Genomic DNA, 22,128 nt, shown 5'->3' on the forward strand with positions numbered 1-22,128 from the left:
TGACGGTGTGCTTCTGCTCCTGCCGCCCTCCGAGGGAAAGTCCGTGCCCGACGACGGCGCTCCCCTCGACCTCGCGTCCCTCAGCTCGCCGTCGCTCACCGGGCACCGCAAGGCCGTGCTGCGGGCGCTCGTCGCCGCGAGCAGGCGACGTGACGCGCTCGACGTGCTGGGTGTGAGCAGCGGGCTCGCCGACGAGGTGGCGCGCAACGTGTCGCTCGCGACGGCTCCCGCCGCTCCGGCCGCGCAGGTGTACAGCGGCGTCCTGTATGCGGCCGCGGGCCTGGCCGACCTGGCTCCCGCCGCCGCGGCGCGGGCCGAGGACTCGGTGCGGATCGTGTCGGCGCTGTGGGGCGCGGTCTCCCCCGGCGACCGCATCCCCGCCTACCGGCTGTCGATGGGCACCCGGCTCCCGCCGCTCGGTGCGCTCGCTCCGACCTGGCGCCCGCACCTCGCCGGGGCGCTCGACGCCCGCGCGACCGGTGACGTCGTGATCGACTGCCGGTCCGCGCCGTACGCGGCGGCGTGGAAGGTGCCCGCCGGGGCCGAGCACGTCGCGGTGCGCGTCCTGCGCGAGCTGGACGGCAGGAGGAGCGTCGTCTCGCACAACGCCAAGCACACGCGCGGCGTCCTCACGGGGCACCTGCTCACGCGCCCCGACCCGGTGCACACGGCCGAGGACCTGCTCAAGGCCGCCTATGAGCTGGTCGGGACCGCGCTGCTCGACGCGACGCTGCTCCCCGGGGCGCGCGGGGCGTCGACGCTGGAGCTCGTCGTCTCCTGACGCCTTGCCCCCACGGTCGAGAACGAGGTTGAGGTCGTCGGCGGCCTTCTGGCAACCTCAACCTCGTTCTCGGCACAGGGCTTCAGGGCTCGCTCGGGCACCCGACCACGGTGAGCTCGGTCGCGCCGTCCGCCCACAGCCGCACGATGCTCACCGACCCCGGCGGGACCCGGAAGCCCGCCCAGCGCGAGGGCGGCGCATCGATCGCCCGCCCGACGGCGGCACGCACCTGCACCGCGTGGCCCACCACGACCACGGTCCGGCCCGTGCCGCGCGCGAGGAGGTCCTGCAACCCCGCCCAGACGCGGTCGCCGACGTCGGCCATCGACTCGCCCCCCGGAGCGACCTCGGTGCCCGACATGAGCCAGCGCTCGGGATGCCCCTCCCACCGCTCGGCGATCTGCCCGGCCGTGAGTCCTTCCCACTCCCCGAAGTGGACCTCGGCGAACCGTTCGTCGGTCGTGACGTGCAGCCCCAGGCGGCGGCTCACCGCCCGGGCGGTCTCCTGCGCGCGGACCATCGGGGACGCCACGATCTCCGAGGGCTTGGGCAGATCCGTCCAGCGGTCCCGACCGATGCGATGGACCAGGTCCGCCGCCTGCGCCGCCTGCACCCGGCCGCGTGCCGTGAGCGACGGGCCGGGGACCGACGACCCCGAGTAGGCGCCCGCGACGGTCAGCGGCGTCTGACCGTGGCGCACCAGGACGACGGTCAACGGCTCGGCGCCGTCGAACCGTGCCCGGGCGCCCGAGGGCCGCGCGGGGGTGTCGAAGCCGGGGGCCGCAGCGGCGGTGCCGGTCTCGCGGTCTGCGCCGTCGGTGCCGCTCGCGTCCGAGGACTCCTGGACAGCCGACGTCGCGATCGTCGGGGCCGCGGCAGCCTGCTCCGGGTCGGTCGCGGGTTCACCGTCCGACGGTGGGAAGTCGTGCGCGATCTCGCCACGCGAGTCCATGACCTGGTTGGCGAGGGCGTCGGCGTCGGAGTTGTCGGCGCGCGGCACCCACTCGTACGTGACCTGCGACGCGGGCAGGATCAGGGCTGCCTCGGCGGCGAGGCGGCGCATGTCCTCGTGCTTGATCTTCCAGCGTCCGGACATCTGCTCGACGACGAGCTTGGAGTCCATGCGGACGAGGACACGCGCCTCGGGGTCGATCGACCGCGCGGCGTCGAGCCCTGCGACGAGCCCCGAGTACTCGGCGACGTTGTTCGAGACGACCCCGAGGTAGCGGGCCCGCTCGGCGAGCACTGCACCCGTCGCGGCGTCCCGGACGAGCGCCCCGTAGCCTGCCGGCCCGGGGTTGCCGCGCGACCCGCCGTCGGCCTCCACGATCAACGTTCTACCCATGCCTCGTCCTCCACGTCTGCCCACGACTCGCCGCGTCCCACTGGTCGGTAGGACCGATCGCCCAGCCTACGACGCCCCGGGACGGCACCTCGGGCGCACTCCGCGGCGTCTGGGGACTCGCACGTCCCTGGAGTGCCGGGCCGGGGTGCTGCTGGTCGTCGGGTTCTCGGGTGGTGGTGCAACACGGGCGCCGTCTGGGGGGTGCCGTCTGGGGGGTTCAGTCGAGGGGCTCGGTGACCAGGCGGGCCCGGGCCTCGTGGATGGTCAGGGGCGGGGCGGTGCTCGTGGTGCGAGCAGTACCCGCGATCGGGGTCCACGTGTCGGTCCCGGTGATCTGAAAGCGCCCGGCCCACGTCGTGCCCAACGTGATCGTCGCGACCGCCTCCTCGGTATACACATGAGACACGCTCTGGTCCGGGAACGGAGCACCCGGATCCGTCGTGGTCACCGGCCCCGACCCGTCACCGTAGTCCCACCGATAATCCTCCGGAACGGCCTCGATCGTGACCGGGATCCCCAACAAGGTCGTCGCGAACTTCTGCGGGGCAGGGGTGGTGTACGTGATCGTCTCGACGTTGACCAGCGTCCACCCGTCCGGAGGCTGCACCGTGATCGGCGACGGCGCGATGACCAGACGAGCGAACTCCGCCTCCGCCAACGGGGCCAGATCCACCCCCGTCAGACAGTCCCCCTCGTTCACCAGCTCCCACCCCGACACGTCACGGATCGACCCGTCAGGATCGTTCACCCACGACTGCCGAAAGACCGGATCCAACGCAACCTGCCCCGCCGCGCACGTCACGCTCAGCGCACCCTCGTACTCCCCCGTCCGACACGCCCCCACCTGCCCCTGACTCGTGGGGAAGTTCCCCGTGAAGCAGATCGACGCCGGCATCCGCCGATACTCCACCGACGCCGGCGAACCATCAGCATTCCTCGGCCGATGCACCGACCCATCAGCCGACACATCCGTCGCGACGACATCGATGACGCTACCCCGCGCTTCGCCAGAGATTCCGCCGCCACGGGCTGGGGGCGTTGAGGTTTGTTCGGGAGAAGGTGCTATCGATGAAGCCACCATGGCGGCGGCGAGCAGCCATGTATGCCTCATGACGCATTCCCTTCGCCGACATCCATCAGACGCCAGGCCGTGCCGTCGTGCGCCACCACAACCCGCAGGACGACCGAGGTCGCGGGTTCAGCACTGACAACTGTTCCATCCTTGGCGACGATGGACAGCTTTGCTTGATCGACCTTGACGTCCAGCGGAAAGGCACCGTAGAGCGTGTCGAGCGGATAGACCTTGGACGCCTGGGCCACCACCTCACCGCCCATAAAAGTCTGCTCCGCTCGAGCGATCTCCGTTGCGGAGTCCGCGAGGTTTGTGCAGAACTCGCATCCTTCGGGGAAGGAGATGACTTGCCACTCTTCGAGATCAGCGGTTCCTTTCACGTACGGGTAGAGCTCCAAGAAGTACACCGCCGCAGCTGCAGCCCCGACCTCGTCCGTACGCTCCATGTCCGCAGGCCGCTCAGGCTTCACCGGCCCCGTCGGCGACGGACTCGGCACCGGACTCGGCGCCTGGCTCACCACCGGCAGCGACGGCTCGACCACCGGCGCCCCCGACGAGCACCCCGCCAACAACCCCACCAGCAACACACCCACCACGAACCCACGCCCACGCACCCGCGCGAACACCCCCTGCAAACCCATCCCCAGCCCCCTCGATAGGTACCAGCACCAGGCAGCACCGCCCGACCACCAGCGAACCTAACCGCTCAAACCACCCCACCGGAACCCCCGATCCCGGACTGTGGACAACCACCCAGCACAGTCCCGCTCACATCCAGCAGCCACCACCCACCGAACGAGCACCTCGAGTCGTCACACCCACCCCACCGACAACCCCCACCACCCACCCGACGGACCCACCGCCGACCCCCACCACCCGCCGCGCCCGTCAGGTCGACGCGCCAACCCCCGACCACGAGGTTCCGCGCCCTCGACCACGGGCTTGAGGCCGCCAAAACCCTCAGAACGACCACAACCCCGTTCTCGGCACCCACGCCGGCACCCGCACCCACGCCAGCACCGGCAACGGCACCCGCACCCACACCCACACCGGCCACCCACACCACCCACCTCCGACACGACGAAGCCCCGCCCCCCAGACAGGGGACGGGGCCTCGGGAGGACGTCGTCAGGCGTCGAGCCGCACCAGGATGCGCGAGCACTCCTCGCAGCGCGCGACCTGCTCGGGGCCCTTGGCCTTGATCGCGGCGACGTCGGAGGGGTTGAGCTCGAGGCGGCAGCCCTCGCAGCGGCGACCGTTGAGCACGGCGGCTCCGAGTCCGCCGAGCTGGTTGCGCAGCCGGTCGTAGAGGGTGACGAGACCGGCGTCGATGCCCTCGACGGCCTTGGCTCGCGCCGCGGTCACGCTCGCGACCTCGGCGTCGACCTCGGCGAGCTGGGCGTCGCGCTCGGCCTCGACAGCGGTCTTGGCGGCGACGAGCTCGTCGTTCGCGGCGTCGAGCTTCGCGAGGGCGTCCTCGTGGGCCTCGAGCCGCTCCATGACGCCGAGCTCGATCTCCTCGAGGACCTCCTGGCGACGGGCCAGGGACTCGAGCTCACCGACGAGGGCCTGCGCGTCCTTGGCGCCGACCTGTCCGGAGTCGAGCCGGGTCTGGTCGCGGGCGGCGCGGTTGCGGACCTGCTCGACGTCGCCCTCGGCCTTGGTGAGCTCGCGCTTGAGGTCGCTCACGGCGGTGCGCGAGGCGACGAGCGAGGTGCTGAGGTCGGAGATCTGCGCGTCGAGCTCGGCGATGCGGGCGATCGAGGGCAGGGAGGCGCGCTTGTGCGTGAGCTGCTGCAGGCGGGTGTCGAGTGCCTGGACCTCCAGCAGTCGTCGCTGGTCCTCGGGGGGTGCAGTGCTCACAGGGTGCGTTCCTTTCGATGCAGTTGTGGGGCGCCGTGTCAGGCGCGGTGCGCGGAGCCGATCCGAGCGGTCCAGGGGTCGGTCCGGCGGATGCTCACGCGGGTATCCACCGTACCCGTATCTGCGAGCCGTTCGGTCAGGTCGGCGGCTGCGTAGCGCAGCCAGGGCCACTCGCTCGCGAAGTGGGCGACGTCGACGAGGAACGGTCCGCCTGCGGCTCCCCCCTCGAACTCGGCGCGCTCACGCAGCTCGGACGCGGGGTGGTGGCGCAGGTCCGCGGTGACGTAGACGTCCGCGCCCGCGCTGCGGACCGCGTCGAACAGCGAGTCTCCCGAGCCTCCGACGACGGCCACGGTGCTCACGGTCGCGTCGAGGTCTCCCGCGACGCGGACCCCCTGCTCGGTCGGGGGCAGCGCGGCGGCGACGCGCTCGGCGAAGGTGCGCAGCGTCGTCGGCTCCTCGAGGCGGCCCACGCGGCCGATGCCGGTCTCGGCGGGGTGCGCGCCGTCGTCGGGCCCGGCGGACCCGGACGGTCCGGCGGCGGGGACGAGCGGCGTCCGGTCGACGAGGCCGATCGCGTCCGCGAGCGCGTCCGCGACCCCGCGCGGTGCGGCGTCGGCGTTGGTGTGCGCGACGTACAGGCCGATCCCCTCGCGGACGAGGCGGTGCACGAGCGATCCCTTGAACGTCGTCGCGGCGATGGAGTGCACGGGCCGCAGGAAGAGCGGGTGGTGGGTCACGATGAGGTCTGCGCCCCACTCGATCGCCTCGTCGGCGACGGTCGCGACAGGGTCCACCGCGAAGAGGATCTTGCGCACGGGCTGGGCCGGGTCGCCGGTGACGAGCCCGACGGCGTCCCATCCCTCGGCGGTCGACGGCGGGTAGAGCGCTTCGAGGGTCCGGACGACGTCGGCGAGCGTGGGGTGCGCGGTCACGGGACCAGGCTATCCGCCGCGCCTCCGGGCCGACTGTCACGAACCGTCATGGGAGCGCTCCCTACCTGTGTCCGGCAGGGAAGCCGGACCCCGCGACGACGCCCCGGCGTCCACCGGCACCGGACAGTCCCGTGCCCTCGGTGCGTACCGCACCGCACGTCACCCGCACTTCCCGTACCGGCGAGCGCCGGGCGCACAGGCCGTCCTCGACGACGCACCTGCCCCTCAGCGCCGCCCAGACCACGGGCGCCCGACGCAGACGTCCTGCGCCCGAGGAGAGAACCGATGATCAGGAAGACCCAGAGCATCAGACGGCCGCGCACGTCGCGCAGGCCGCAGCGGACCGGCACGATCGGGATCGCGCTCGCCCTCGTCGGGACGCTCGCGCTCGGCGCGGTCCCCGCCCAGGCGCACGACGACCGGCACGGCGGAGGCGGAGGCCGTGGCGGCCTGCCGACCCCCGGCCTCCCCCAGACCCTCGCGACCGGGCTCCTCGGCCCCCTCTCGCTGGGCGTGGGCGACGACGGCTCGCTGTACGCCTCCCAGAACTTCGGCGGGGTCCTCACCGAGGTCAACCGCCGCGGTCAGCAGGACGTCTACACCGCCCCCGTCCCGGGCTCGGAGATCAGCGCGGTCTCGACCGACGGGCGCCGCGTGCTGTTCACCGAGGGCACCCCCGACGGCTCGAGCGTGCTCCTCAAGGAGCGCGACAAGCGCGGGAAGGTCCGCACGGTCGCGGACCTCGGCGCCCACGAGCAGGCCACCAACCCCGACGGTGGCGTGACGTACGGGTTCCGCGACCTGTCCCCCGACTGCGCGGCGCAGGTGCCGCCCGAGGTCGGCGGACCGAGCCACCCGGGAGAGGTCTTCTCGCACCCGTACGCCTCCACGACGATCGACGGCACCACGTACGTCGCCGACGCCGGGGCGAACGCCATCTGGTCGGTCGACCGGCGCGGGAAGGTCCGCACGGTCGCGGTCCTGCCCGCCCAGCCGCTCGCCGTGACCGCCGAGGTCGCCGCGGCGACCGGGATGCCCGGCTGCACGATCGGGCACACCTACTACGACGAGCCCGTCCCGACCGACGTCGAACGAGGCCCCGACGGACGCCTGTTCGTCTCGCTCCTGCCCGGCGGCCCCGAGGACCCGTCGCTCGGAGCCCGCGGAGCGGTGTACACCGTGAGCCAGCGGGGGAAGGTCTCCTTCTACGCGGGCGGTCTGCTCACGGCGACCAACCTCGCGGTCTCACCGCGCGGGGACGTGTACGTCGCCGAGCTCTTCGCGAGCCGCATCTCGGTGATCCGCAAGGGCACCACGACACCGGTGCCGTTCGCCGAGATCGTCATGCCGGGTGCGCTCGAGTGGACCTCGTCCGCGCTGTACGTGACCTCCGACGTGCTCGCGGGGCTCCCCACCGGGCCCGAGGAGCCCGGTGAGCCGGGCGGGACGAGCCTGCTCTCACCCACCGACTCCGCGCGGCACCGCCCCACACCCGCCCCGTCGCCCGAGCCCGTCCCGGGCGGCACGCTCGTGAAGATCCCGCTCAAGGGCGGGCGCTGAGCACGGGCCGGTCAGGCCGGACGCAGCACCGGCCGGCCCTGCCGGGCACCGGCCGCAGGGATCCCCTGCGGCCGGTGCCCACCCGACGGTCGGGTGACCGCCCGGCGCCGCGCGCGACGCCCGCGGCCCCCGCGACCTACCGTGGAGGGATGGGACAGCACTACGTGCGCTCCGTCCCGCCGGGTCCGCTGGGGGCGGCGGTCGGCTCGCTGCTGGGCTACGAGATCACCGAGGACGCCCCCGCGGTCCACCGCGGCCTGCCCTCGCCGTGGCTGACCGTCGTCATCAGCCTCGACGGGCCGGTCCCCACCGCGACCGGCCCGGGCCCGGACGCCGCGCTGCACCGCTACGCGTCGCTCGTCGGTGGCCTGCACACGGTGCCCGCGTACATCCATCAGCCCGCGCACCAGGAGGGGGTCCAGCTCGCGCTCGACCCGCTCGCGAGCCGGGACCTGCTGGGCGTGCCGTCCGGCGAGCTGGGCCTCGTGACCGACGCCGACGACGTGCTCGGCCACCTCTCGCGCGACCTGCGCGAGCGGCTCGGCGGGACCTCCTCGTGGGACGAGCGTCTCGCGCTCGTGACCGGCGAGCTCTTGCGCGCCCGGGGGTCCCGCAGCCCGACCCTCGGTCTGGTCCGTGCGGAGGTCGCCGAGGCGTGGCGGTTCGTCGTCCGCGCGGGTGGCCGGGTGTCGGTGCCCGACGTCGCCGCGCACGTCTGGCTCAGCCCCCGCCAGCTCACGTCCCTCTTCGCGGCCGAGCTCGGACTGAGCCCGGGAGCGGCGTGCCGCCTGATCCGTTTCGACGCGGCGCGGGACGCGGTGCGCGCGAGGTCCCTGGCGCCGTCGGGCCCGAGCCTCGCGACCATCGCGGCCCGCACCGGGTACGCCGACCACTCGCACCTGGTGCGCGACTTCCACGCGTTCGCGGGGGCGAGCCCGACGGCGTGGCTCGCCGAGGAGCGCGCAAACATCCAAGCCGGGGGCGGTGCACCGCGCGCAGGCTGAGTGCATGGACACCACGACAGCACTCACCGCACAGGTCTGGCCCACGCTCCAGGCGCACGACGCACCCGCGCTGATCGACTTCCTGGTCGACGTGGTGGGCTTCCGGCGCAACACCGTCATGGACGACGACGGGCGCGTCGCGCACGCCCAGCTCGACTGGCCACCCGGCGGCGGCATCATGCTGGGCTCGTTCAGGCCCGACGCCGAGTGGTCGCGCCCGCCGGGGACGTTCGGCGGGTACGTGGTCGCCGGGGAGGACGGCAGCGGCTCGGGGATCGAGGAGGTCGCGGAACGAGCGGCACGAGCCGGCGCGATCGTGTCGCCGCTGCACCGGACCGACTACGGCAGCCGCGAGCTGGTGCTGACCGACCCGGAGGGCAACCTCTGGTCGGTCGGGACGTACCCGGGAGAGCCGCGACGGGACTGACCGCGCGCCCGGGAGCGATCCGCTACTTGGCCTGCGCGTAGTCGTCGACGACCGCGACCGTGAGCGGGAAGTCGACCGGGAAGTCGCCGAAGAGCAGCTTCCCGGCCTCGGCCCCCGCGGCGCGGACCTCGTCGGCGACCTGCTCGGCGAGCTCGGCAGGGGCGTGCACGATGATCTCGTCGTGCAGGAAGAAGACCATGTGCGGCTGCTCGGTGAAGGGCGCGGGGGCCTTGCCCGAGGTGCGGGCCTGGGGCATCGCGGCGAGCCGCCCCCGGAGCGAGGCCATCCAGCACAGCGCCCACTCGGCGGCGGTCCCCTGCACGACGAAGTTGCGGGTGAACCGTCCCCAGGCACGCGTCTGGCTGCGGGCTCGGGACTGGGCGTCGCTCGACGCGGACTCGTCGTACGCGCTGCCCTGCGTCTCCTCCCAGCCCGACCCGGGCGGGGGCGAGCTGCGCCCCAGGCGCGTGGTCACGATCTCACCGCGCTCGCCCGCCCGTGCGGCCTGCTCGAGCAGCTCCAGGGCCCGGGGGAACGCCTTGGCCAGACGCGGCAGCATGAGCCCGCTCTCGCCCGTCGTGCCGCCGTACATGGCGCCGAGCATCCCGATCTTGGCCTGGGCCCGTGTCTCGACCGCCCCCGTGTCGACGATGCCCTGGTACATGTCGCCACCCCGGCCGGCCTCGGCCATGACAAGGTCTCCCGAGAGCCCGGCCAGCACCCGGGGCTCGAGCTGAGCGGCGTCGGCCACGACGAGCTTCCAGCCCGGGTCCGCGACCACGGCCGAACGGACCTGGTGCGGGAGCTGGAGCGCTCCCCCGCCGTTCGCGGCCCAGCGCCCGGTCACGACGCCCCCGACGACGTACTCGGGCCGGAACCTCCCGCCACGCACCCAGGTATCGAGCCAGTTCCACCCGTTCGCGGTGAGGAGTCGGCTGAGCTTCTTGTACTCGAGCAGCGGCGCGACGACGGGGTGGTCGACGCGTTCGAGGTCCCACTTGCGGGTCGACCTCACGCCGACCCCCGCGTACTCGAGGGCCTTGAGCAGCTCGGGGGCCGAGTCGGGGTTGAGGGCCGGCGCGTCGAGCGCCACGCGCACCTGCTCGGCCAGCGCCTCGAGCCGTGCGGGGCGCAGCCCGAGCAGCGGCCGGGGCCCCAGCATCCCCGTGAGCATCGCGTCGTGCAGGTCCTCGCGCCAGGGCAGGCCTGCGTGGCTCATCTCGGCGGCGGCGAGCGCTCCGGCGGACTCCGCGGCGAGCAGCAGCCGCAGGCGGCCCGGTCCCGACGACGTCGCGACGGCCTCGAGCTGGCGGCGCACCTCCCCCACGGGGTCGGACGGGGAGACGGTTCGACGGTCGCCGAGGTCGAAGAGCGCGTCGGGGCGCTCGATCCCCGGGACGGGGGCCGTCGGGACGGGGTGCATGTCGTCCCACGCGTCCCGTGGCGCCTGCGCGAACGCGGTCGCGGCCGTGAAGGTGGAACGCCGCAGGATGCCGCGGGACAGGCGCAGGTCGTGGGCTCGCTCGACCCGGGCGCCCGCTGCGAGGGCGGCCGGGTACCAGAGGTTGGTGTCGTCCCAGACCCACCGGGTCGTGGGTGCCGGCGGTCCGCCCGGGGCTGCGACGGACCCGGGGACCGCGTCGGGCCAGCGGGTCCGTCGCGGGGCGGCGAGGGGCTCGCCGCGGGCGTCGAGGTCCTGGACGTCGACGAGGCCCGGGTCGGCGGGCGACGTGCGGAGCGGGACCGAGTACACGACGCAGAGTCTGCCGTGCGGGTCTGACACACCTCGCCCACCGCACCGGTCCGCCGCCCGGCGCCTTCCTGGTGGCCCGGCCTACCGTCCGGTGAGCGCGAGCGCCCGACCGAGCACGAACCTCGCCCGCAGCACGTTCTCCGTCGTGGGGTCGGCGAGCAGGTCCGCGACGGTTCGTTCGACGGTCGCCATCCCGAGGTCACGGGCGAGGCGCTGACGCGTGGCGAGCGCCTCGTGCTGCCATCCCGTGAGGCGGCGGCGGCCCGTCGCCCCGAGCGAGTCGACGACCTCGAGCGCGGGCTCGCAGACCCGCACGACGGGCCCTCGGTCGACGGGCTCGGCGACGTGCGTGGTCGTCGACGCCTTGCGCAACGCCGCGATCCGCGCCGTGAGGCGACGCATCGCGGTCCAGCCCGGCGCCGTGCGGTACACGGGCGACATCGAGGGCGAGAAGAGCTCGAGCCCTCCCGTGCCGTCGCGCAGGAAGATGCCCACGGGCTCGTCCGCTCCCCCGCCCGGCTCGCGCTCGACGAGGACCGCGACCACGGGTCGGCGCGACGCGACGACCGACAGCAGCGCCTCGACGCTCCGTTCCTGGTCGACCGCGACGCGCAGGACGTGCGTCGTGCCGTCGGCCGCCGTGACGGGCCAGGTCACCTCGCGCCGCACCTCCTCGACCCCGACCGCCCCCGTCTCGCGCACCATGACCAGGCGCACCCGGCGGGCCGCTCGACCGAAGCCCACCTCCCCGGTGGTCGCGGTGTCCTGGAGCCGCCCGGCGATCGTGCGCAGCTCCTCGACGTCGAACCCCCCGCCCTCCACGCGACGCGTGCGCGAGGTGACGCTGAGGGACCCGTCGGGGCGGACCTCGGGGCCCTCGAGCGTGAACGGTCCCGCACAGACGCTCGCGACCGAGGACCCCCACAGCATCGGCAGGTCCACGTCCCGGCGGAACGCCGGGTCTGCTCCCGACGGCCGCGCGGCCGTGGCCGTGCGCACCACGCCGTGCTCCTGGTCCCAGGCCGTGAGGGTCATGCCGCGCGCCCCGCTCGCGGCGCGCCACCACCGCACCCCGAGCGGCACGAGGCGCCCAGGGCGTTCGTCGTCCTCGTCGGCCCTGGTGCCGCGCCCTCGCCGGGTCGGAGCGCCGACCAGGTCCGGCAGTGCCCCGGCAGGCGCGTCCCGGAGCGCGGCCGCGAGCGCCCACGCCTCGGCGAGCGCGCCCAGCGCGTCGGCCTCGGTCACGTCGTCGTCGCGCGACGCGAGCCCGTCGACGAGCCCTGCGGCGACGAGCAGGAGCCGGTGGAGCAGCAGGAGGCCCACGAGCCGGGCCCGTCCGGCGGCTCCTCGGAGCGCGTCGGCGGCGTCGGCACCGAGGTGGGACAGCCCGGCACCGACCACGTGCCCGACGACGGCGCTCGCCTCCTCGAGCCCCGCCCGCTGGGCGGTGGTCAGCTCGCCCGATCGCTCGACCTCGATCTCGTGGGGCCACGACCACGCGCGACCCTCGCGCGCGAAGACCCGGACGACCGCTTCGAGGCGGGCTGCGGCCTGGTCGGCGGCGGTCGACCTCCCCGCGACGACCATGCCCCCGTACCCCGCGGGGGCGACGAACACGACGTCGGTCGACGGGCCGCCGCTCGGCCACGAGATCGTGAGCCGTGCGCCGTCGATCGCGAGGTCGCACGCGTCGGTGATGCCGTTCCCTCCCTCCGCCACTCCCGCGAGGAGCACGCTCGGCAGACGCTCGACGACCCGCCGCACGGCCACCTTGCCCGCGGTCCGGCACACCGCGGCCGGGCTCAGGTCGAGGAGCGCGGCCAGAGGGCTGGGAGCATCGGCGGCCTCGGCAGGTCCGGCCCCTGCGGGGGTGCCGCGCCCACCGCCACCGCCGACCGCTCCACCGTCCACCGCCCCGGTACCGCCGTCGTCCGCGACGGGGCCGGGCGACGAGCCGTCCGGCCGCTCGCGGGCCCAGAGGCACGCGGCCACGACGTGCTGGCACACTCCCGCCGTCGGGCACGAGCACGACGCGGCGACCGGACCCTTCGGCCCGAGCCGGACCACCGCTGACCCGCAGGCGACCACGACCTCGTCCGGGGACTCCGACGCGAGCGAGACCTCTCCCCCGGCGAGGTCCTTGCGGGCGCGCCGCAGCAGGCCTGCGTTGCCGAGCGCGACGAGCGCGGCGTCGTCGTACCCCGCGAACACGGCCAACCATGCCGGGGTCATACGAGCACCTCCCCGAGCCACTCGGCGAACCGTTCGGGCGTGAGCGCGGCGACGTGCATGCCGCTCTCGGCCAGGCGACGCGCCGTGCCCTGGTCGTAGACGGGCTCGGCGGACTCGTCGAGCGCCGCGAGGCCGAGCAGCCGGACGCCCGACTCCGCGAGCCGCCGGACGGACGCGAGGAGCTGGGCCACCGACCCGCCCTCCTCGAAGTCGCTCACGAGCACCACGACCGTGCGGCTCGGGGTCGTCACCTGCTGCTCGGCGTAGCGCACGGCCTTGGCGATGTCGGTCCCGCCTCCCAGCTGGGCCGTGAGGAGGACCGCGACCGGGTCGTGCGCGAGGTGCGACAGGTCGACCACGTTGGTGTCGAACACCGCGAGCCGCACCGTGATCCCCGGCAGGGCCGACATGATGCCCGCGCAGACCGCGCTGTACAGGAGCGAGGCCGCCATGGACCCCGACTGGTCGACGAGGAGCACGACGTCCCAGGTGAGCGTGCGACGCGCACGGGACACGAACCGCACGTCCTGGACGATCAGCCGACCCGACCCGGGGTCGTAGCGCGAGAGGTTGGCCTGGAGCGTGCGCTTGCCGTCGAAGTTCTGGCTGACCTTGTGCATCGAGCGCCGCGACCTGTCCTTGCGTCCGCTCAGGGCCGTCGCGAACTGCGGGCGCAACCGCCGCACGATGTCCTCGACCACGCGCGCGATCACCGTCCGCAGCCCGGCTGCGGCGCGCTCGTCGAGCCGGCCGCGGACCTGCAGCAGCGCGGTCGCGAGCTCGCGGCTCGGCTCGAGGGCCTCGGCGGCGGCCGGGTCGGCGAGCAGCTCCGTGAGCCCGTAGCGGCTCACCGCGTCGACCTGCATGCGCTCGAACGTCTCGCGCGGGAAGAGCGAGCGCGCCTGGCCGAGCCAGTCGAGCGCCTTGAGCGCCGAGGGATCGAGGCTCCCTCCGCCGCCCCGCGCGCCCGGCTGCCTGCCCAGACGGTGGCCGCGCCGGACGTACTCGCGGTCGTAGAGATACTGCAGCGCACGTTCGATCCCGGCGTCGCCCGGTCCCTGCTGGAGCTCCTGGGCGGCGTAGCGCCCCAGGACGAGCCGCCAGCGGCGGGCGGCCACCTGGTCGGTCACCTGGCTGGTCGCCGGTGCGACCACACGGTCGGTCACGGGGACGGCGGTGCCGCCACCGGGGCGGCGGGCGCTGTCGCGGTCGGTGTGCGGGGCGGTCACGGGTGGTTCTCCTCGAGGTCGTGGTCGGCCTGGTCGTCGAGCACCCGGTCGGCGGCCGGGCCTGCGCGGCCCGCGCGGCCGGCGTGCGCGTGACGCGTGCCGCCGCCCCACGCACCGAGGCCGTCGCGGTCGAGCATCGCGGCGAGCTCGCGCTCGAGGGCGAGGCCCGTCTCGAGATCCTGCTCGGTCACCGCCAGGTGCACGTCGATCCGCTCGGTGCGGGTCCCCGTGCGCTCGGCGACCTGCTGCGCGAGCCGGTGCGTCTCGGCGGGCTTGAGCCACGTGAAGGCGCGACGCAGGTCCGGCAGGACCGCCAGGAACGCGGCCTCGTCGAGGTCTCGCAGCCCGGCGTGGACCGCGTCGAACAGCTCGGGGGTGTGCAGCAGGAGGTCGGGGGCCACCCGCAGCAGCCCCCCGAGGAAGCGGACCGCGGCGACCGGGTCCGCGCCGGGGCTGAGCTGGGCGCGCACCTCGGCGACCAGCACGTCGTCGTCGAGGGCGTCGTCGACGGCGGCGAGGCCCACGAGGGCTCCCCGGACTCCAGGGGCCGTGCCGCGGTCCTCGCGCAGGCGGTCCAGCTCGCGGCGCACGGGCTCGACGCCTCCTCGTGCGCTGCGGCCGGGCGCTGCGCCCGCACCGGGTGTGTCCGCGAGAACCGGCGCGCCGTCGTCGTCGGGCACGCGGGGGCGATCGCCCGCACGGCGCGCCTCCCGCAGGAGGTCGCGCAGCGACACGAGCGTCCCCACGGCCGCGGGCTCCGCGTCCGCGTCGACCTTCCCGAGGCCGGGGACCAGGTAGGCGACGGTCGCGAGGCCGTGGTCGAGCAGGTCGAGCAGCTCGGTGGCGTGCTCGTCCAGGCCGAGCTCGACGCGCGCGTCCCACAGGTCGACCAGGCGGTGCAGCCCGCCCACGACCGACTCGAGCGACGGGTCGACGTCGAGCGTTGACCGCAGGAGAGCGACGAGCCGGTCGAGATGGTCGGTGAGCCCGAGGACGACGGCCTGCGCGACGAGTCGCGCGACCCCGAGCGCCGAGCGGCCCGTCGTCGCGAGCTCGTGCTCGAGCCGGTGCAGGCGGTGCACCGCGACGGCCTCGAGCGTCGCCCCCTGGTGCGAGAGCTCGACCAGGGAGGCCTCGACGAGCGGCGTCCAGGCGTACTCCCACTCCTCGACCAGCAGCCCGAGACCGCGGCCCGAGACGTGGTCAGGACCCGAGACCTGGTGCGCGAACCCGCTCCCCACGAAGTCCATGAGCGCGAGGAAGGCCCGGCGCTCCCGGTGCCGGGGCGTGCGCCGGGCGTCGAGGCGCGTGCGGCGCGGCGTCGAGTCGGTCACGACGAGCCGCAGCGCCTCGGCCTGTTCCCGGGCGCGCCGGACGAGCGGTGGCGACGCGAGCCCCGGCGGGACCTCACCCAGTGCCCGGCCTCCGAACACCTCGGCGACGGCCTGCCCGAGGGGACGTCCCAGGCCCAGGTCGAGCCCGCCGTCGTCCTTGACGAAGCACGAGGTGAGGGCATCGAGCAGGTCGGTGCGCCCCGGCCACGGCCGCTCGCGCAGGTCGGCGAGACGACGAGCCTGCTCGGCCGCCGACGCCACCTCGGCAAAGCTCACCTGCGCGCCACGGGTCGTGGCGGCCGCCGCGACGTCGACGAGGAGCGCGGTGCTGAGCGCCGAGAGCCCCGCGGGGTCGCGGTGCGCGGCCCAGAGACGCTCGTAGTACCCGGGCGAGGGCATGCCCGCGCCGTATCCGCGCAGGCCGTCGAGCCGCTCGTGGTCGTAGCGGATCAGCCAGGCGTCGGCGGCGGCCGGGTCGCCGTAGCCGCCTGCCGGACGGCGGCCCACGACCGCCTCACCCTCGGGCGCCCCGGTGAGCGCCTCGACGAGCGCGAGCGTGTGGAACGCGCCCGTCACGACGACCACGGGCCCCTCGACCCGAGCCCTGTGCTCGGTGACGCGGGCGGACATGAGGGCTTCCCGTGCGAACGACCCGTCGGCGTCGAGCACCTCCTCCTCGTAGTCCAGGCGCGCGAGCGCCGCCCATGCGAAGACGTCGTCGAAGAGCTCGCGCCAGTCCGTGAGCTGCTCGCGCGTGCGTGCCTCGAACAGGTGGTCCCACACCTCGTCGTGGTCGCGGCACCCGAGACGCTCCGCGATGGCCGCGACGGTCCGCGAGTGCGCGAGGTTGCGCTCGGACTGCAGGGTCCGGGCGAACGCGTCGTCCTCGTCCTCGCCCGGTGCGTCGGGCGCGTCCGACGCACCCGGCGCGGCGGCCTCCTCGCGCGCGGCCCAGGACCGGTCGACGAACGCGACCTGTGCTCCCAGCCGGTCGGCCGTGCGCAGCGCGACCCACTCGGGCGAGAACTCGGCGAGGGGGTAGAACCCCGCCCCCTTGCCGTCGGTCCCGAGGCTCAGCACGGCGACGGGAGGGCGCGTGCGGGGGTCGAGCAGCGCGGGCAGCAGCCGGCCGTACTCCTCAGGCCCTTCGATGAGCACGACGGCGGGACGCACCTCGTCGAGGAGCGCCTCGACCGCGAGCGCGCACGCCGGGCTGTGGTGCCGGACGGGGGCGAGGTAGATGCCCTCGTCCCGCAGCGCCTCGACGCCCGCAACCGCACGCTGCATCCGCTCGGGCGCGAGCCCCCAGGCCGCCCGCACCGGCACGGGTGCTACTGCCACAGGGACTCCGCCGCCGAGAGGAAGGACTTCCAGCGCGGGTCGCGCCGCGCACGCTCGCGCACCACGTTGTCGACGTAGTGCCGGAGCCGACGGGCGTCCTCCTCGTCCCCCTTGGAGGCCACGCCCGCGAGCTGGCGCGCGACCTCGGCGGGGGTCACCGTCCCGTCGCCGAGGTAGCGGGCCTCGAGCGAGGCCGCGACCGCGACGTTGACGGCCTCGGCCGTCGACATCACGGTCTCGGGTCGCTTGACGGGCGCCCCGTTGCTCGTGGCACCGGTCCGCAGGTCCTGGAATGCCGTGACGAGCACGTCCAGGACGTCCCTGTCGAGGGGTGGGCGGTCTGCCGCCGGCCCGAGCTCGGCCGTGAGCTGGGCCTCGATGAGGTCGATCTCGAACTGGCGGTCCGTGAGGGGCTTGATCGTCTCGAAGTTGAACCGCCGCTTGAGCGCAGCCGACATCTCGTGGACTCCACGGTCCTTGAGGTTCGCGGTCGCGAGCACGTTGAAGCCCGGGCGGGCGGACACCCTGGCCTCGCTCCCGAGCTCGGGGATCATGAGCTGCTTCTCCGAGAGGATCGAGACCAGGGTGTCCTGGATCTCGGGGGCGCAACGCGTGATCTCCTCGAACCGGACGATCCTGCCCGCGCTCATGGCCTGCTGGACGGCCGACGGTACGAGCGAGCGCTCGCTGGGCCCCTCGGCGATGAGCAGCGCGTAGTTCCACGAGTAGCGGATGTGGTCCTCGGTCGTCCCTGCCGTGCCCTGGACCGTGAGGTTCGACGTCCCGCTGACCGCCGCGGCGAGCAGCTCCGACAGCATCGACTTCGCGGTGCCGGGCTCGCCCACGAGCATGAGCCCCTGACGCCCGAGCAGGGACACGACGGCGCGGTCCACGAGCGGGTCGTCGCCGTAGAACTTCCGCCGGACACCGAGCTCGGCGTCGCCCACGACGAAGGCGCGCACGGCCCGCGGGCTGAGCCGCCACCCGGGCGGCAGCTCCGCACCCGTGGAGCGGTCCGCCGCCGCGAGCACCGCGAGCTCGTGCGCGAACCGCACCTCGGCGGGCGGGCGGATCTCCTGCGCGGGGCCGCGGTCGAGGACGGGCGTCGCGCCGTCGTGGGCCCCGGTGGTCGGCGGGCTCGCCGGCCCTGCCGTGCCCGCCGTACTCGCGGTCGTGCCGTGCGTGGTCACCATGCGCTCTTCTTCTCCCAGTCGGCGTCGAAGCTGCCACCGGCAGCGACGGTCAGGTAGTCGCGGTAGGACTCCGCGACGAGGGCGGGGGGCAGGTCCGCCAGACGCGCCTGGGCGCTCTGCCCGTAGGCCCGGACCGAGCGGCGGAACACGAGCTCGGTGAGGGCCGCGGGGATGTTCTCCTCGGGCAGGAACGCCCCCGTGAACTCGATGACCACGGTGATCCCCACGCTCGGGTACGACTTCTCGTAGCCCGAGAACCACCCGCCGTCCTCGGCCTGGCTGCGCGTGTAGCCGAGCTTGGTCGCCCGGCCGCGGACGGTGAAGCTGTCCGTGAGCCAGCCCTTGCGGTCGGCGATCGCGATCGCCTGACCGTCGAACGCGGGGACGTCCACCGCGAGCTGATCGAACAGGGGCGTGATCTCGTAGTCGGCCAGGTGCTCGCGCCAGCGACCGGCGTCGTCCTGGCCGAGCAGGACGCCGTGCGCGACCGACACGGTCGCGCCGTCGGCGAGCGTCACGTCCTCGTCGTCGACGTCGATCAGCGCCCCGCCGTCACCCGGGCGGAAGGCGCGCTGGTCGGGGCCGGGATTCTCGAGCCACACGAGACCTGCCGCGAGGCGCGACATGACCGGGTGCCCTGCGACGAACTCCTGCCAGTCCGCCACCGGCCACTCGCGGCCCGTGCACATGGCCTCGTGGAGGCGCTGGGTCTGGAGCGCGACGACGGCCTTGAGCTCCTTGCGGCTCGCCGAGAGCTGGGCCTTGGCCGCCTTGACCTGGTCGGGGTCGTCGTCGGCGCGGAGTGCGGGCAGCGCCTTGACGACCTTGCCCGCGTCGTTGGTGAGCTCGAGCGTGAAGGTGGGCGTGATGCGCGCCGCGTACTCGCGCGACCCGAGGTCGAGGTGCAGGATCCCGTCGTCCTCGAAGCCCGCGGTCTGCACCGTGCGGTCGGCGAGCTCCTCCGCGGACCAGCCACGACGCTCGGCCAGGTCCTCCGCGAGCGTCCGGGCGGTCGTCTGCACCGTGGCCTGGCGGTGGCGCCGGGCGACCGACAGCAGGAGCTGGACCGCGGCCGGCTCGCCGTTGGCCGCGAGCGCCCGGACGAGCGCCTCGATCTGGGCCCGTCGGGTGATGTGCGCCGTGAGGTACTGCTGCGCGGCTCGGGCGAGCTCGGCGCCGGGCATGCCGACCGTCAGTGCGAGGAGTCCCTTGTCGGCGATGGCCGAGCCGAGGTAGGTCGACTGGTGCTCGCGATACGCGTCCTGATGGTGCTGGTCGACGGTGCGCGCCGCCTCGGCCTCGTAGTACTGGGGGTGCTGCTCGTACCAGCGCTGGTAGCGGTCGTAGCGGTCCTGCGCCTCGCTGTCCGCGTAGGCCCGGCACTCCTCCGCCGTGGGGCCCCGGGTGTCCCGACCGATCCACGTCTCCAGGGCGAAGCGGCCGAGCGCCGCGCGGCTCGCGTCGTCGAGGAGCGACTCGTAGCGGGCGATCAGCCCGAGTCCGCTCGGGTCCTTGAGCTTGACCGCGAGCACGACCCACCACCGCACGACCTCGGCGGGAACGGGCTCGCCGTCGGCGGCCCAGCGCAGGGCGGGCAGCCCGTCGACGGGGAACCACGCCATGCTCGCCGGGGCCTTGGTCTTCAGCCCCTTGGTCGCCTCGGCGAGCAGGGTGGCGGGCGCGAGCTCGGCGGAGATGTCGTCGCCCAGGGACTCGAGGGTGCCGAGGAGCGCCGCGCGGGCCACCTCGCGACGCTCCGTCGCGAGCGCCGCCCGCAGCGCCGGGATCGCTGCAGGGTCGCCGAGCCGCTGCAGCCAGGTGGCGGCAGTGACCCGGATCTCCGTCTTGCCGTCGCGCAGCCCCTGCTCGGCCAGCGCGCGAGCGCCGGCGTGCGACTCGAGCACCTTCTGCGCGGCGACGCGGTGCGTCCTGCCCTCGCCCAGCGCGAGCTCGGCGAGCCGCGGCAGATAGCGGCCGGGAAGGGACGGGAAGCCGCTCAGCACGGTGAGCGCCACGGCGAGCCGTTCGACGCGGCTCGAGGTGACGACGGTGCTCGGGGCCCGCAGTCCCAGGTGCGTGTCGAGCGCTCGCGGGTGCTCGGCGTAGTAGGGCCACAGGTGCTCGGGCGCGAACGTCTCACGGGCGAACCACGAGTCGAACACGAGCTCCGCGACGGCCTCCTCGGTGTCCTGGACCCCTGCTCGACCGACGCCGTCGGCCAGGACCCGGAGGTCGACGGCCAGGTCGGTCGTGCCGTACAGCCTGTACCAGGGGTACCGCTGCCTGCCGCCGCCGTGCGCGCGTGCGAGGCGGATCTCGTGCAGCATGGTCAGGCCCTCGAGACGGCTGCGGATCGCGGGCGCCTGGAGCACGAGGAGCACCTTGTGCGGGGGCACCTTGGTCAGGGCGCCCGAGAGGTGCTGCGCGGCCTGCGTGAGGTGGTCGTCGGTGATGACCGACAGGTCCTTGACGGATCCCCGCGCGTTGCTGAGCCGCCAGTTCTGGGCGTCGGCCTGGGGCAGGGCCTCGAGGTCGTCGAGCTCCTTGCGGGCCGCGGCCAGGCGGCGGTCGACGGCGTCACGGGCCGAGCGCACGAACGCCTCGCCGAGGACGACGTCGGGCAGCGGCGTGAACGGGGGGACGTCGAGCGGTTCGTCGTCGTCCCCGGACTCGACGTCGAGGGCGGTGGCTCGCTCGACCGCGTTCGACAGGAGCGTGCCGCGGGCACCGCGGGGGTCGGCAGCGTGGGCGCGGCGGAGAGCGTCGATCCCGCCCTCGACGCCCGCGAGGTGGGTCACCAGCCCGGGGAGGCGGCTCGCGGGCATCGTGGTCAGGAGAGGTTCGAGGAGCTCGACCTGGTGGGCGGCGGGCAGGGTCGCCAGGTTGCCGGCCGCCTGCTCGCGCACCGACTTCGCGTTGTCGGTCGCGAGCTGCGCGACGAGCCCGACGAACGCGTCGCGCACGCCGGGCCGGGGGCGCAGGAACCGGAGGAGCTCGACCTTGCCGGTCGCGCGCAGCGCGGCGGTCGCGTCGCTGGTCTCCTGGAGGTGGGCGAGCAGGTACTCCTCGACTCCCGGCTGGGCCGCGAACGTCGCGAGCGGGTCGCCGTAGTAGTCGGCCGTGGCGGGGCGGTCGAAGATCGCGGAGACGACGGCGGCCGGGATGCGTCCGTCGGCGACGCCGCCCTCTCGCGCGATCGCGACGAGCAGCTCGGGGGTCCAGCCTCCGCGGATGCCGGGCTTGTCGCCCTTGCCCGTCGTGCGTCGGCCGCTGCAGGACTTGGCGACGTCGGTCAGGAGTGCCGCGTACCAGGCGGGGAGCCGGTCCGAGGTGCGCGAGACGTCGGGAGAGACGGCGGCGAGGAGCCGTCCCAGGCGGATGAGGGCCTCGATCCGGACGGGCTCGGTGAGGGTGTAGAGGTTGTTGCGGGCCGTGACGCCCTTGTTCACGGTCCAGCCGGGTACGCGCTCCTTGATGGCCTGGTCCTGGGCCTGGGTCGTGTACGACCACCTGCCCAGCGTCGCGGGGCGGTCGAGGAGGCGGTCGAGCGCGTCGTCGCCGCGCTGGGAGAGCTCGGTGAGGAGCTCGGGCCCGTCGCCGGCGTGGACGTAGGCGACCGCGCGGGCCGCGAGGCCCTCGGTGTCCGCGTCGAGGATCTTCAGTCCGTCGACCAGCCTCGCCGACGGCCCGCCCCGCCGCCCGTCGTCCGCCCGGTCCGCACCGGGCGACGTGCCGCCGCCCTCGACCGCACCGTCGTGGTCTCCCTGGAGCCACCCTCTGATCTTCTCGAACACGCGTCCCACCGTCTGCTCCGGGCCGCCGGACCGGGGTCCGGGGGCCGCCGCGCTCCATCGGCACGGCGTCGTCGGTCACAGTAGGAGAAGCCACCGACACGCGTCGATGCTGTCAGTAGAGGGAGGCCGGGTGACGCTGCCGGGGCGCTCGCCGCAGCCGCAACCCGTCGACGACCGGACGCGGGAGGTCCGGCGAAGGGAGGTCCGGCGGCGGGAGGTCCGGCGGCGGTGAGGGGCGAGGGAGCCTGGTGATCGCTCGACCTCG

At 74.4% G+C, this 22,128-nt stretch carries 15 protein-coding genes; 4 read left to right on the forward strand and 11 right to left on the reverse strand.

Annotated features, from left to right (window positions below; translation table 11 throughout):
• Positions 1-7 precede the first annotated feature (7 nt).
• Positions 8-781 (forward strand): YaaA family protein, encoded by a 774-nt coding sequence (locus tag H9623_RS12260; RefSeq protein ID WP_193720331.1) that lies wholly within the window; start codon positions 8-10, stop codon positions 779-781.
• Between the two features lie 82 nt (positions 782-863).
• On the opposite strand, the gene H9623_RS12265 is transcribed toward H9623_RS12260, so the two are convergent.
• The 5 genes from H9623_RS12265 to H9623_RS12285 form a co-directional block, all read right to left on the reverse strand.
• Positions 864-2,126, reverse strand: a complete 1,263-nt coding sequence (locus H9623_RS12265; protein WP_193720332.1) for a bifunctional RNase H/acid phosphatase — start codon at positions 2,124-2,126, stop codon at positions 864-866.
• Positions 2,127-2,343: 217 nt separating this feature from the next.
• Positions 2,344-3,237, reverse strand: coding sequence for a hypothetical protein (locus H9623_RS12270; RefSeq protein ID WP_193720333.1), 894 nt, complete (start codon positions 3,235-3,237; stop codon positions 2,344-2,346).
• The gene (locus H9623_RS12275; RefSeq protein WP_193720334.1) at positions 3,234-3,839 is read right to left on the reverse strand and encodes a DUF6318 family protein; all 606 of its coding nucleotides are present in this window, start codon (positions 3,837-3,839) and stop codon (positions 3,234-3,236) included. The genes H9623_RS12270 and H9623_RS12275 overlap by 4 nt, the downstream gene beginning before the upstream one ends.
• 487 nt (positions 3,840-4,326) lie before the next feature.
• Complete coding sequence (locus tag H9623_RS12280; protein WP_193720335.1) at positions 4,327-5,061, reverse strand: zinc ribbon domain-containing protein; 735 nt, start codon at positions 5,059-5,061, stop codon at positions 4,327-4,329.
• A gap of 38 nt (positions 5,062-5,099) precedes the next feature.
• Positions 5,100-5,996 (reverse strand): Nif3-like dinuclear metal center hexameric protein, encoded by an 897-nt coding sequence (locus H9623_RS12285; protein WP_193720336.1) that lies wholly within the window; start codon positions 5,994-5,996, stop codon positions 5,100-5,102.
• 285 nt (positions 5,997-6,281) lie between these two features.
• Here H9623_RS12285 and H9623_RS12290 point away from each other — a divergent pair, with 285 nt between their 5' ends.
• From H9623_RS12290 to H9623_RS12300, 3 genes are all read left to right on the forward strand, one after another.
• Positions 6,282-7,556, forward strand: coding sequence for a ScyD/ScyE family protein (locus tag H9623_RS12290; protein ID WP_193720337.1), 1,275 nt, complete (start codon positions 6,282-6,284; stop codon positions 7,554-7,556).
• A 149-nt stretch (positions 7,557-7,705) separates the two neighbouring features.
• The gene (locus H9623_RS12295; protein WP_193720338.1) at positions 7,706-8,560 is read left to right on the forward strand and encodes a helix-turn-helix domain-containing protein; all 855 of its coding nucleotides are present in this window, start codon (positions 7,706-7,708) and stop codon (positions 8,558-8,560) included.
• A gap of 4 nt (positions 8,561-8,564) precedes the next feature.
• A complete protein-coding gene (locus H9623_RS12300) occupies positions 8,565-8,987 on the forward strand; it encodes a VOC family protein (RefSeq protein ID WP_193720339.1) in 423 nt (140 codons plus the stop codon).
• Positions 8,988-9,009: 22 nt separating this feature from the next.
• Here H9623_RS12300 and H9623_RS12305 read toward each other — a convergent pair whose 3' ends face one another.
• The 6 genes from H9623_RS12305 to H9623_RS20030 form a co-directional block, all read right to left on the reverse strand.
• On the reverse strand, positions 9,010-10,740 hold the full coding sequence (locus H9623_RS12305; RefSeq protein ID WP_193720340.1) for a bifunctional 3'-5' exonuclease/DNA polymerase: 1,731 nt from the start codon (positions 10,738-10,740) through the stop codon (positions 9,010-9,012).
• 81 nt (positions 10,741-10,821) lie between these two features.
• On the reverse strand, positions 10,822-12,972 hold the full coding sequence (locus tag H9623_RS12310; protein ID WP_193720341.1) for a hypothetical protein: 2,151 nt from the start codon (positions 12,970-12,972) through the stop codon (positions 10,822-10,824).
• Positions 12,969-14,201 (reverse strand): VWA domain-containing protein, encoded by a 1,233-nt coding sequence (locus H9623_RS12315; RefSeq protein ID WP_321575425.1) that lies wholly within the window; start codon positions 14,199-14,201, stop codon positions 12,969-12,971. Before H9623_RS12315 ends, H9623_RS12310 begins: the two co-directional genes overlap by 4 nt.
• Entirely contained in the window at positions 14,198-16,876 is a 2,679-nt protein-coding gene (locus tag H9623_RS12320; RefSeq protein ID WP_193720342.1) for a DUF5682 family protein, read from the reverse strand. The genes H9623_RS12315 and H9623_RS12320 overlap by 4 nt, the downstream gene beginning before the upstream one ends.
• Positions 16,867-18,069, reverse strand: a complete 1,203-nt coding sequence (locus H9623_RS12325) for an ATP-binding protein (RefSeq protein WP_193720343.1) — start codon at positions 18,067-18,069, stop codon at positions 16,867-16,869. Before H9623_RS12325 ends, H9623_RS12320 begins: the two co-directional genes overlap by 10 nt.
• The gene (locus H9623_RS20030; RefSeq protein WP_193720344.1) at positions 18,063-21,863 is read right to left on the reverse strand and encodes a DUF4132 domain-containing protein; all 3,801 of its coding nucleotides are present in this window, start codon (positions 21,861-21,863) and stop codon (positions 18,063-18,065) included. The genes H9623_RS12325 and H9623_RS20030 overlap by 7 nt, the downstream gene beginning before the upstream one ends.
• Between the last annotated feature and the right edge of the window lie 265 nt (positions 21,864-22,128).

Source organism: Oerskovia douganii (genome assembly GCF_015142735.1).
Classification (GTDB): Bacteria; Actinomycetota; Actinomycetes; order Actinomycetales; family Cellulomonadaceae; genus Oerskovia; species Oerskovia douganii.

What these genes read in the sequence shown, in the direction of transcription:
- H9623_RS12265 (WP_193720332.1), bottom strand. Translation starts at nt 2,126, where the DNA reads ATGGGTAGAACGTTGATCGTGGAGGCCGACGGCGGGTCGCGCGGCAAC.
- H9623_RS12270 (WP_193720333.1), bottom strand. Translation starts at nt 3,237, where the DNA reads ATGAGGCATACATGGCTGCTCGCCGCCGCCATGGTGGCTTCATCGATA.
- H9623_RS12275 (WP_193720334.1), bottom strand. Translation starts at nt 3,839, where the DNA reads ATGGGTTTGCAGGGGGTGTTCGCGCGGGTGCGTGGGCGTGGGTTCGTG.
- H9623_RS12290 (WP_193720337.1), top strand. Translation starts at nt 6,282, where the DNA reads ATGATCAGGAAGACCCAGAGCATCAGACGGCCGCGCACGTCGCGCAGG.
- H9623_RS12295 (WP_193720338.1), top strand. Translation starts at nt 7,706, where the DNA reads ATGGGACAGCACTACGTGCGCTCCGTCCCGCCGGGTCCGCTGGGGGCG.
- H9623_RS12300 (WP_193720339.1), top strand. Translation starts at nt 8,565, where the DNA reads ATGGACACCACGACAGCACTCACCGCACAGGTCTGGCCCACGCTCCAG.
- H9623_RS12310 (WP_193720341.1), bottom strand. Translation starts at nt 12,972, where the DNA reads ATGACCCCGGCATGGTTGGCCGTGTTCGCGGGGTACGACGACGCCGCG.
- H9623_RS12325 (WP_193720343.1), bottom strand. Translation starts at nt 18,069, where the DNA reads ATGGTGACCACGCACGGCACGACCGCGAGTACGGCGGGCACGGCAGGG.